Consider the following 11,285-nt stretch of genomic DNA (forward strand, 5'->3'; position numbering starts at 1 on the left):
AGAAAAGCTTCCCCTGCTTTGTTATACTACAGCCAGAAAGGGTTCCCTTCAAAAATCGCTTTGCTTCATCGTGGCGCCGTTTCTCCTGTATTCGCCTGGCGGAATGCCGAAATGCCTGCGAAAGGTGCGGTTAAAATACGGCACATTGTGAAAGCCGGATTCCAGTGCCACCGAAAGAATGCTCTGGGCGGTGGTCACCAGCAGCATGGCCGCGTGCTTCAGCCTGCGCCGGATCAGATATTCCGACGCCGTGCAGCCCATCAGGGAGGAAAACAGACCGGAAAAATAATTGGGGTTCATGTGCACCGAAGCTGCCAGCTCGGCAAGGGTAAGTTCCTCCTGAAAACGTGCTTCCATCAGGCTCAGCGCCGGGGCCAGACGGGTTCTGCCCGTCTGGAAAAGCAAAATCTGCTCCCCATAGCCCTCCGTTTGCGCAAAGCGCCGGTACACCAGGGCCAAAAGCTTCATAAGATCAGATTTCAGCACCATGCGATAGCCCACAGCCTGCCCCACCCACTCCCGGCGCATCTCTTCCAGCAGAGCTTTGATCTCTTCCGTCACAAGGCTTTTCCCGGAAAGCCGATGGCGAAACCCGGGCTTCCACTCATAGAAGGCCCTGATATAGCTGTAATCCTCGCTGTTTGAAAGCACCAGATCCGCGTCGAACACGATCACCAGCAGCTTCAGCCTGCCGTCCTCGTTTACCGCCCGGTGATATTCCAGGTTGTTGATGATAAAAACATCTCCCGGAAAAATGGGATATTGATCGTCCCCAATGAGATAGCGGCCTTCTCCCTCCAGACAGTAATTGATCTCCAGGCTGTGATGGTTGTGCATGACCGCCCTGCCGCTTTGCTCTTCTTCCCGGGAAAACCCGCTGCCGATCGAAACAACAAGTGGAAAATCCTCCTGGATCTCCAGCGCTTCCGTAATGTATTTCATGCCGCTTCCTTTCTCTCTTATCCGGAAGGCTTTTCTCCCCAAAGGGGAACCGCCTTTTCTAAAAAGAATAGCCGCAAGCTGAAAAAAAGTCAATTCTTTTTCACTAAAATTTTGATCGATGGGAGGACTTAACCATGCTGTACACAGACCACTGGAACGAGATCAAAACCCGAATGGCCGCCTATTGGCAGCGGGAGCCCATGGAGCGCTGCTGTGCGGGCATCATTGTGCCAAAGCCGGGCTATACCGACTTTGGAGAGGTACATTTCTATTTTGACACAGAGCAGGACGACGCCATGCACCGCCGCCGCTTTCAGGGCCAGGAATACCTGTGGGAGGCCATTCCCTGCCTGTTTCCCTATTTCGGCACCTCCGGCGTTGCGGAGTACGCCGGAAGCGAGCCGGTCTACGCACCGCGCACCACCTGGTTTGAGCCCTGCCTGGACGAGCCGGACGCGGAGCGCGTCAGCTTTTGCCGCCCGGAAGCCTTTCGGCGGCAGAAAGACGCCATTACAAGGCTTCTGGAAAAATCTCATGGGGACTATGCCGTTTCCGTGACCGATAACTGCGGCATCGCCGATGCTCTGGCGGCCCTGCGGGGCAGTGATAATCTGCTGATGGATATGGTCACCGACCCGGAATTTATTTCCCGGGGAATTCAAAAGCTGATGCCCATTTACAAGGAGACCCAGGAGGAGCTTTTCTCCCTGACCTATGAAAATAACGAGGGCTCCATTCTTTCCTGGATGCACCTGTGGGCCCCCAGCCGGTGCGCCCAGATGCAGTGCGACCTGAGCGTGATGATCTCAAACGAGATGTTCAACCGCTTCATCATGCCGGAGCTTCAGGAGCTTACCGAATTTCTGGATTACCCGGTCTATCATTTTGATGGGCGGGAGCAGATCCGCCATCTGGATTCTCTGCTTTCCCTGAAAAAGCTTCGGGCCATTCAGTGGACCCCCGTTGTGGGCCAGCCCCCGACCTCCGAATTTATCCCCCAGCTGCAAAAGATCCAGAAGGCCGGGAAAAACCTGGTGCTGTTCCCCCAGGCGAAGGAAGTGGAAAAGCTGCTGGACAACCTGAGCAGCCGGGGCCTGCAAATGGTCACCGGCGTCAGCACCATGGAGGAAGCAAAAGAACTGCAAAAAATCATTCTGACCCATTCCAGGGACAGGGGGTAACGTGGCGGAAAGAGGCTCGTAAGCGGAGGCTCCCGGAAGCTCCAGCAGGTTTTCGGGAAGATACCCGCTGTTTCCCGGTAAGCTTGAGAGGGCTTGTGAGCTCAGACCGGCAAACTGCCAGCACTGCTCTTATCTTTCTTCAAATAACAAAAAAGCCAGCAGCACACCATTTCTGGTATACTGCTGGCTTGTAAAAGAAATTATATTTGGCTTTGAAATTTTCCGGCAAGGGGCAAAATCATGGTTTTAATCGTTAGCGAACCATCCTATGTTTTCCTTTTGCTGCCTTTCTAGAACGATGGGAAGAATTTTCGAATACTCTTTCTTAATCTCCTCAATTTCTTCCTTTGTTTTTCCTTCTACCACGGTAAAAAGAGTTGTTCGTAGTTCGCCCACAGTCATTCCTTCATGAAAATATTTATTCATCCTTTTCCTCCTTTCATCGTCCAACCAAAATGGCGAACAATTCGATATGTTTTTTCTCTGATAGCCATATAATTTCTTTGGGGAATTGACCACTCCCAAAAATCGGGATAATCCACCATTGCTGTATCAATTTCATTCTGTATCTGTTTCTCAATCATGCGAAATTCTTCTGGTAAAGGGTGTTCTCCATCTCCTATACTGACAGTATATATATCGCCATTTGCTGTAATGACTCCTATTTCAGACACATTTTCATTTGTAAGCATTTCCAAGTCTTTTCCGGAAGGTGGTGTACAATTTGTGTGGCTGTGGAAAATTTTTACATTCTGTTTTTCCAGAAGTTCATGGGGGACCCCCACTCTGTTTTCAAAATCACTGGTAAAAATCTCCGTCATTTGCCCATTGACAAAGGCCACCGCATTTTCTTTTCCGTTTTCACTTGCTTTATCGTGAAGAGATAAAAACGCATCTGCTTCCTGCTCGGTAAGAGTCAGCTCCTCGTAATCACTGAAGTCATTACGATATAGTTCGGGGATATCCGCTTCCTCTTCGATTTGGCTGAAGTAATCTCCTTTTAGTATATCCGAATAGCTGCGTTTTTCAAGTCTTTTTTCGCCATTGCCAAATTCTTCTCCGACTTTCGGCAGCTCAAGCATTTCTCCCGATAAGCCCTCGTCTCTCTGCAATACCTCCCCCGTATCGTCCCCAAGCAAATCCGGAAGGTGGGAGGTATCGTCTAAACGGTACCCATTACTTTCCAGCAGATACCGCGATGTTTCAGGGCTGAAGCCTTCGGCCTGCAGAATATGGTAGGCCTGCTGCGCCGAGGGGCGGGCGAGAACATTTTCCAGAAAATACCCTTTGGTTTCCATAAGGTACTGAAACATTCCCTGCTCCCTCGGCATAGCCAGTGGTTGAGGATATAAAGGAACCAGCCGTATGCCTAAACAGGCATACGACTGGTTTTGCTAGTTTTCTAGGACAACGATTTTAGCAAATAATCTGCTTACAGTACTACAATTTTCGTATAATGCTGCTGCTTTATGAAATTCATATAGCCGTTATACTAAGAATCTCTTCTATAAAAAGCTCCATAGGATAATCCTTCGTATCTATAAGAATACTTTCGCTTGTTGGTAATTCCTCTCCTTCTCTCCATTCATTATCTTCTTTATCAAATATCTCCGAAAATATTCCTACAACGATCTGGCCATCTGTACATACTATTTTTACCTTTTTTCCCATCAAATTTACTTTTTCTTTCAGATTAATCATTGCTTATTCCTCCTTTATCCGGGTTAGCAGGTGTAATGTGTATGCCTTTGTCTTTAGAATAATGGAATATTCCATTATTTGTAAATGTCGTATACCCAGTGTTTTTGTTTCGATATATTCCAATAGAAGAAGTGTGAGTAAAGCGTTCTCGCTCAGGCCATGCTCCAGATTTTGCTCTAATTGGTTCTCCTTTTCCCGCATAAAGTTTAATTAATTCTTCGGGATCTGCTGTTAATTCACCTCGAGTTGGATCGAAATTGAAAGAGCCTCGGATGTGTTTCCCCTGTCTGTCTTTATGCAGTTTCAGTGAATATTCGGAACGTATTAAATCATGGATTTTTTCGGCAAATTCATTATAATCTTCCGACTGTGTTTTTTCAATCCCAAACGCATCATTCAGGAGATCTTCTCCAATTTTCGGCAGTTCGAAGAATTCTCCTAATAAATCCTCATCCCTCTGCAAAGGCTCCTCTCCTTCAATCCCTTTCAGCAAATTGGGAAGTTCGGAAGTGTAGCCGCCGTTGTCCAGCAGGCGCTTTGTGGTTTCCACATCCAGGCCGGGTTCTCTCAGGAGCTTTTGCAGTTCCTCTGCCGAGAACGGTTCTACAATATTTTTTAAGGAATACCCATTGCTTTTCAACAGCTGCTGTGCCGGTGCCGGTTCCAAGCCCGCATATCTCAATATGTCATATGCCTGCTGCGCGGAAGGACGGGACAGAATATTTTCCATGGAATAGCCGTTGTTTTCCATGAGATACTGAAAAACTCCCTGGGTTCCCAGCATATTCATAAGATCATAGTACTCCGCTTCCGAAAGCCCGCTCAGCTGGCCGGAATTTGGCAGAGCCAAGGAAGCGCCCTGCTGTGAATCTCCCGGCTGCCGGGAGAAGCCGTTGTTCTGCCCGTTTCCTGCCATTTGAGACGCGTTTTCCAAGAACATTCCCTGCGCCGCTCTGTTTTTCCCTTCTTTCAGCGCCTGTTCCGTCGTGGCTCCCTGTGAGGCCGCTTCTACATAACCGTCGGTTCCACGCACCATGCTTCTGTAGGCCATTCCCAGCACCGGAGTCCCCAGCGCGTCCAGTACAGCGCCGGGGGCCATATCCACCACGTTATACATATAGTTTGCAGCCTTTTTCGCGCCCGGATTTTCGATGCTGTCCAGCCCAGGCTGCCTTGCCGCCCAGATCCCCCTGGTCATGCTTTTCCCCGGTGTATTCGGGTCTGCCAGCAGGCCCTTTTCCGCTTCCGGGCTTGTCCAATCCTTCAGCATGTCTCCGACAGTCAAGGCCGCCGCGGTCGGTCTAAACAGCGTGGAAGTGATTCCATATCTGAAGGGCTGTTCCTCCGCTCCTTTCTGAATTCGCTCCAGATACTCATCGCTCCTTTTTTGGTTGATCTGACGCTCCAGGGAGTGCTTATAGCTCTTCGCGGCTGTCTCGTTTCCTTCCTTTCCCCAGAGGTAGTAATATATTTTCTGATCAATCGGCTCCATTGCTCCTGTATCTTCGAAGGAATCCAATGTATTTATCGGAAGAATCACACCGCTTTTTTGTAAAGCGGCTTGATTTATCAATGTTTCGTGGTAAATCTCCTTTTCGGCCGCTTTCCCCAGCTCCACATACTTCTGGAAGTCCGGGTCTCTTATGGCCTCCAGCCTTTGCCGGGATCGCTTTTTCTCTCCTTCCAGAAGATACTTTTCCGTTCGCAGGACCGCCGCTTCATTCTCCAGAGATCCCTGCTTTTCCATGGAATCCCTGGCCCAGCCGCTTCCCAGCGTGAACTTTCCCGGATCATACCGGTGCAGGTCGTTGATCTCCCGCACTATCTCCTCAAGCCGCCGGTCGATGTCTGTTTCCACGTACTCCCATCTGCCCTCTTGAAATTCCTGATTCTATACACAGCACCTGTTTCAGCGTCGTTATACTTTTCTTCACATAACAAGAAAGCCAGCAGCACACCAATTTCTGGTATACTGCTGGCTCTTGTTCTTTTATGCCGCAGAGAGGAAGGACTTAGGGGGCTAGAATTTGCTGGGTATATTCTGTTTGCTTAAATTGCAGGCCTTCTTCAGTTCGCTTGACATAAAGCACAGCTGGAAATGAAATGTTTTTTGCAGCATAAGGGCTAATTAGCTTTGTGTAGTCATCACACATCAGCACCAGCATATCTTTGCTGCAGGATTTCGCCAATTGGCACGCCTTTTCATAGCTCAGTCCGTTTTCTTCACAGTAAACCTGGATGGCGTCTTTCCATTCCTCGAAGCGTTCGCATGGAGGCTGATATATGGTATCCATTCTCTTCGCCGACGGATCTTCAAATTTGCTTTTAAGATATTGTAAAGCAATCGGGTCATCCCCTTGATATTTCTCAATCCCACACACATCCAAAGCCGCCTTTGCCAACTCTCCGGCATATCCTGCTCCTCCGCGAAAATAAAAAATCGTGCCCCGATTATCCTTTGCCGCAAGTAAACCGTCAATAAACTCGGGGCTTCTTTCATGCCAAGCCATGCCTGCCAGAATAGCAAACGTAAGAAAATACGACGATTGACTTTTGATTCCTCTCAAAATATCCTCTCGTGAACCAGCATACATTCGTTTCACGATTCTTTCTTCCCAAGTAGTATTTGTTACCACACAGGCCCTCCTTTCGCACTTATTCGCAGAATTTCTTTATCTCGTAACCTTTCCAATCTTTCTACGATATCCGGTCGGTTCGCTTCTTTGGCTATATCAATTTCTACTTGATAAGCGTCAGATTCCATACGCATACGTCTGGGAATATTATTTGTTGCTTCTTTTGTCCCAAGATACCCATTAGCACGGTCATCGCAAAAATGTTTGTATTCATGACACCAAGCACTGTAACTCGCTCCAGGCGCAACATGAAACTGCCCTGGTTCGCCAGGTTTAAGTCCATGGCCATACCCTATTGAGCCTTTTCCATAGAGTATTTCCACTCCAGCGCTTTCCAAATCAGCTATGATTCTTTCAATTTCTTTCGGATGAGAAACCATTGCATCGCCAGTCAATTCAACCATAGGATCATTTATTCTTTGCTTCTCACTGATTTCCATTGTACCATCTCCGGAAGAATTGTCAATGGCATTTCCGCTTTGCAAAGAATTTGCTCTGTTACGCTGTAAATTTCCAAGCTTTCCTCGACTGTTTTCTTCCGGAAAATAGCCATACCTTCCCATTAGCTGCCGTACATCCTGAAGCGATAAGTTCTCTACATCTCTTGAATTCAAAGTGGGCGGAGGATTCTGCTTATAATCTTGTTCAACATTCATATTCCCCAATAATTGAGCCAGATTTCCTTTGGTTATATTATTTAAGGCATAATACCGCTTTCCGTTTTGCACAGCCTCCCGGTAGTTTCTGTAGCTCTGAATCCCATCGCCGATCTTGCTTCCCGCCAGTCTGCCGCCTGCCGTGATGGCGCCGGTAATGGCTCCCGCCGCGCCGTCCTTCAGCATTTTCCTGCCCTGCTCCTTCATGGCGGCCAGGAAGGCCTCGTCTTCGGAGAAGCCCAGGGCTCTATAATAAAACAGAGTTTCCTCCCATTCGGATTTATCCTGGGAGATCATCACATCGGCCAGCCAGTTTACCGCGTCGCTGGTTATTTCCTCGCTGCCCTCCGCCAGGGCGTTTTTCAGTAGGTACGTCAATGCGGTTACACTTTTCTCCACATAACAAAAAAGCCAGGCAATCTGTCATACGACAAACTGCCCGGCTTTTTTGAAATTTTTCAAATATGAGGAAACGCTTTAGTCAGCTAACTAAATTATCCTCTCTTTTAGCTCACAGCTCTTGTATTTCTGCTATCTCGCTTTGAAGAAATCCTAAATACCTTCCTTCTACGTAAATGGTAATGCCATCTTCGGGGTCTCCTGTTTCCTCGGCATCATCTACTATCACTACATTTCCGATGTAAACATTTCTATCCGTATCGGTAAGTTTTATCTTATCACTGTCATGAAACTTCCAAATATCAATCATTTGTTCCACTCCTTTACTGGTACAATATGACTACCATCCTTGGCGTAATGGATTGCGATGCGGCGAGTCACATGCCATTCTCCCTTTTCGTAATAGAAGCCAACCACTCTATCTACTGTTACGAACTCGATATGATCCACGCCCTTTTTGGTTTCTTTAGAATTCCCCTTGCCATAATACTCCTTTATAATGGCTTGGGATTCTGACTCAGAAATTGTTAATTTACTCTGTGGCGGTTTCCCTGCTTTTTGCCTATCTCGCATATAGTTATTATATTGTGGCGTTCCTTCCACATGTTTTAAATAACCTTGAGGGGATTGCTTTAAGGAGTATTCGCCACTTTCTACTCTATCTCGTATGATACGTTGTTTTTCTTCTAATGTCAATGGCGTATCAACTAATAGATCGGTCTGCTTGCCTCCAGAATCCGTCTCACTATTCAAAGCATCTGCACTCATGCCCTCAAATAGTTCGAACGTTCCTCTTCCCACTTCATCTCTTTGCAGCTGTCCCCCTTCACCGTCTCTAAGCAAGCTTGGAAGCTGAGGGAAATCCTTGACCGAATACCCATTACTCTCCAGCAGGAACCTGGCTTCTGTGGGGCTTAACCCCGAGTTTTCCCGAATGGCCTGTGTGTACATGTGCTCCGCGTTTCTCAGGAAGCTCTTTTCCGGGTTTCCCGTTGCCTTTGACGCCATGCGGGAAATGGCGCTGCCGATTTTTCCCGCCAGGTTCAGGTCGTAGCTTGCCAGGCGCCGGATCGCGCTGATATCCGTAAACAGCCTCTCGCCCGCGAATTCCGCCACCAGCTCCTGAGCCGCCTCCGCTCTGGTCAGCTCCACGCCGTGCGCCTGATAGTTCTTCCGTTTTGCGTCCAGCGCGTTTTGCAGGGCGGTATTGTTCCCGTACTGGCTCAACACCATATTCCGCAAGGTTTGGTAGGAATCCGTTCTCTCCAGAACATGAGTCAGCTCATGACTGAATATGGCCTTGATATTGTTTGCATTGGGGTTCAGGTAGATCACGCCGTTTTTTTCGTACCCTTTACATTCTTCCGTCAGCGTTCCGTCGAAGAGCACCTTCGCTCCGGTGTCATTTGCCAGCCGGGTCACGAGCGTCGCTTTTTGCGGGTCTACGCCGTATAAACGAATGCTTTGCTCCAAATTCATGCCGCTGCCGTTGACTTTTTCACTGGAAGTGGGTATACTGGTATTAAAGTTCAATGTAGTGTTTCTGTCGATTCTCGGTGACGGGTCTATGGCTATCGCTACATTGGACTTTTTGTTTTTTCCCTGAATTATTGTAGGTGTTAAATCCAGAATATCATACAATAAAAGTTTTCCATTAGAACGCATCGCAACCACAACCTGAGCTTTATAGTCATTGTCTCCTATGCGCATTTGTACTTGGCCGCGCGCAAATTGTTCAATATTATCACTTCTAGGATGGTTTAGACTTTCATTAACATAATTTCGTGAAGCTTGCAAAAGTTCATCTACATTTCCAGTTATGCGCATTTTATCTGCATACAATTCTGGAAATTGCTTCATTAAGTACCGTGTATATTTTGAATATGTCATTTCCCGAATACTTTGCCTATCAATTTGAATTTCATTATTCCCGACAATAACACCATCAGAAAATTTTTGCTTTAGGTTTTCTTTTATAGTTTTTGTCCATTCATTCTGCGGGATATTTTGCAAAATATCCTGATCAATTTCTACAAAGGGTACATTATTGGCATCATATTTTATAGAAAACTGAACCTTTTCGCCCTCAACTGCTCCACGAGAAGAACTGTCTCCAAACTCGCCTTCCAGAGAATACCCATTTGCTTCCAGCAGCGAGCGGATTTCACTGCTGCTCCGGCTTTCCGCTTCCAGCGCTACCGGCAGAGAGGTTTTGTACTCCTGCTCAATATCCATATAGCCGAGGCTTCTGGCCAGCTCTCCCATGGTCATATTGTTCAGGTCGTGGTAAATTCTCCCATTCTGCACCGCCCCCTTGTAGTTTCTGTAGTTCTGGATTCCATCTTGGATCTTGCTGCCCGCCAGCCTGCCGCCTGCCATGATGGCGCCGGTAATGGCTCCTGCCGCGCCGTCCTTCAGCATTTTCCTGCCTTGCTCCTTCATGGCGGCCAGGAAGGCCTCGTCTTCGGAAAAGCCCATGACTTGGTAATGAAACAGGGTTTCCTCCCATTCGGATTTATCCTGGGAGATCATCACATCGGCCAGCCAGTTTACCGCGTCGCTGGCCATTTCCTCACTGCCTTCTGCCAGGGCGTTTTTCAGCAGGTACGTCAGCGCGTTTTTTCCCATACCCACCTTATCCAGCAGCTTATCGATACTCACCTTTTCCGTTACCAGCTCCGTGGCTCCCGCTATGGTTCCCAGCCAGAAGGCGTCTTTGTCTTCCAGTCCCCGGTCCTTCGCGTCCAGCACCGTTTCCGCCGCGGCTTCCGTGCTCATAATAGCCAGAGAGATTCGGGAGGCGGTTTTCGCCACAGCTCCCGTTGAAAGGCCTGCGGCTCCCGCTCCCGCCGCAAGCCCATGAGACAGGGCCAGCGTGTAAACAAAATCCCCCAGTCCCATACCCAGCTGGTACAGAAAGCTTCCCGCTTCTCCCCACTGCTTTTCGATCTTCTTGCTCACCGCGCTTCGGGCTGCCTGGTTCTCATACACAAAGGCGTTATAGGGTGCGTTCTCATCGATCTCACCGTCCATCAGATAATCGATCCCCTGGCCCAGGTAGCTGAACCCCTCCAGGGGCTTTGTCAGGATACTGTTAACGGACGCCAGCGCGCTGTTCCCCCAGCTTTCCTCCGCGAAGTCCGCGATCGCTTTCTCTTTGCTTTCTCTCTGCCTCCGGTACAGCACGGGGGTGATATCCTCTATGTATTTTTGGGCTTCATCCTCTCCTTGTTTTTGATAGAGATAATTGAAGATATCGATCTCGTCCGGCTTCATTTCCTTCAGGTGGTTTTTGCTGGTATCCCATTTGTCAAAAATCCCCCGCGCTACAGGAACGTTGTTGATTCTGTAATAAGTATCTTTCGTATCGCTTACTATGGAAAAGGCTCCCTGTTCTGCCGGCGCGTAGCTCGCGTACTCCTGAAAATCATCGTTATATTTCAGGCCGATGTACTGCTGGCGGAAATTCAGCTCGTTGGTTTCATTCTTCCGCGTCTGCTGGCGCTGCTTTTTTTCCGCCTCCAGCCCATGAATCCTTTCCTGATAGCTGTTCAATTCGGCTTCGATCTCCGGGTAGGACTTCGGGTACTCGCCATGCTCGTCATAATACTCCCGATAATACATCAGCTTCTCATCGTGGATTTTTTGGATATTCTCTATTTCACTGTCGATCTCGAGAAACCTTCCGTCGATCCAGTCGATGGAGCTTTGAAAGTCTTCGTTCTGATCGTTATCATGGCCCTGCAGCGCGGCTTTGGCTTCTTCGGATA

General features: G+C 48.2%; 10 protein-coding genes. 1 reads left to right on the forward strand and 9 read right to left on the reverse strand.

Annotated elements, in window-relative coordinates; all coding sequences use genetic code 11:
* Nucleotides 1-48 precede the first annotated feature (48 nt).
* On the reverse strand, nucleotides 49-942 hold the full coding sequence (locus U8T64_RS06280; protein ID WP_322181983.1) for an AraC family transcriptional regulator: 894 nt from the start codon (nucleotides 940-942) through the stop codon (nucleotides 49-51).
* A 134-nt stretch (nucleotides 943-1,076) separates the two neighbouring features.
* On the opposite strand from U8T64_RS06280, the gene U8T64_RS06285 reads away from it, so the two are divergent.
* The gene (locus U8T64_RS06285) at nucleotides 1,077-2,123 is read left to right on the forward strand and encodes a hypothetical protein (RefSeq protein ID WP_322181985.1); all 1,047 of its coding nucleotides are present in this window, start codon (nucleotides 1,077-1,079) and stop codon (nucleotides 2,121-2,123) included.
* 246 nt (nucleotides 2,124-2,369) lie between these two features.
* Here U8T64_RS06285 and U8T64_RS06290 read toward each other — a convergent pair whose 3' ends face one another.
* The 8 genes from U8T64_RS06290 to U8T64_RS06325 all read right to left on the reverse strand — a co-directional run.
* Nucleotides 2,370-2,549: a hypothetical protein gene (locus U8T64_RS06290; protein ID WP_322181987.1), complete on the reverse strand. Its 180-nt coding sequence runs from the start codon at nucleotides 2,547-2,549 to the stop codon at nucleotides 2,370-2,372.
* Nucleotides 2,546-3,421, reverse strand: coding sequence for a hypothetical protein (locus U8T64_RS06295; protein ID WP_322181989.1), 876 nt, complete (start codon nucleotides 3,419-3,421; stop codon nucleotides 2,546-2,548). Before U8T64_RS06295 ends, U8T64_RS06290 begins: the two co-directional genes overlap by 4 nt.
* Before the next feature lie 178 nt (nucleotides 3,422-3,599).
* Nucleotides 3,600-3,824 (reverse strand): hypothetical protein, encoded by a 225-nt coding sequence (locus U8T64_RS06300; protein ID WP_322181991.1) that lies wholly within the window; start codon nucleotides 3,822-3,824, stop codon nucleotides 3,600-3,602.
* Nucleotides 3,817-5,442: a polymorphic toxin type 50 domain-containing protein gene (locus tag U8T64_RS06305; RefSeq protein WP_322181994.1), complete on the reverse strand. Its 1,626-nt coding sequence runs from the start codon at nucleotides 5,440-5,442 to the stop codon at nucleotides 3,817-3,819. Before U8T64_RS06305 ends, U8T64_RS06300 begins: the two co-directional genes overlap by 8 nt.
* A gap of 394 nt (nucleotides 5,443-5,836) precedes the next feature.
* Complete coding sequence (locus U8T64_RS06310) at nucleotides 5,837-6,460, reverse strand: hypothetical protein (protein WP_322181996.1); 624 nt, start codon at nucleotides 6,458-6,460, stop codon at nucleotides 5,837-5,839.
* Nucleotides 6,454-7,494 (reverse strand): hypothetical protein, encoded by a 1,041-nt coding sequence (locus tag U8T64_RS06315; protein WP_322181998.1) that lies wholly within the window; start codon nucleotides 7,492-7,494, stop codon nucleotides 6,454-6,456. The genes U8T64_RS06310 and U8T64_RS06315 overlap by 7 nt, the downstream gene beginning before the upstream one ends.
* Before the next feature lie 133 nt (nucleotides 7,495-7,627).
* Complete coding sequence (locus U8T64_RS06320; RefSeq protein ID WP_322182000.1) at nucleotides 7,628-7,825, reverse strand: hypothetical protein; 198 nt, start codon at nucleotides 7,823-7,825, stop codon at nucleotides 7,628-7,630.
* The coding region (locus U8T64_RS06325) for a polymorphic toxin type 50 domain-containing protein (protein WP_322182002.1) at nucleotides 7,822-11,285 on the reverse strand (3,464 nt) is incomplete at its 5' end. The genes U8T64_RS06325 and U8T64_RS06320, both read right to left, overlap by 4 nt.

The organism is Neglectibacter caecimuris, assembly GCF_034335015.1.
GTDB classification, from domain to species: Bacteria; Bacillota; Clostridia; order Oscillospirales; family Acutalibacteraceae; genus Acutalibacter; species Acutalibacter caecimuris_A.

What these genes read in the sequence shown, in the direction of transcription:
- U8T64_RS06280 (WP_322181983.1), bottom strand. Translation starts at nt 942, where the DNA reads ATGAAATACATTACGGAAGCGCTGGAGATCCAGGAGGATTTTCCACTT.
- U8T64_RS06285 (WP_322181985.1), top strand. Translation starts at nt 1,077, where the DNA reads ATGCTGTACACAGACCACTGGAACGAGATCAAAACCCGAATGGCCGCC.
- U8T64_RS06290 (WP_322181987.1), bottom strand. Translation starts at nt 2,549, where the DNA reads ATGAATAAATATTTTCATGAAGGAATGACTGTGGGCGAACTACGAACA.
- U8T64_RS06295 (WP_322181989.1), bottom strand. Translation starts at nt 3,421, where the DNA reads ATGGAAACCAAAGGGTATTTTCTGGAAAATGTTCTCGCCCGCCCCTCG.
- U8T64_RS06300 (WP_322181991.1), bottom strand. Translation starts at nt 3,824, where the DNA reads ATGATTAATCTGAAAGAAAAAGTAAATTTGATGGGAAAAAAGGTAAAA.
- U8T64_RS06320 (WP_322182000.1), bottom strand. Translation starts at nt 7,825, where the DNA reads ATGATTGATATTTGGAAGTTTCATGACAGTGATAAGATAAAACTTACC.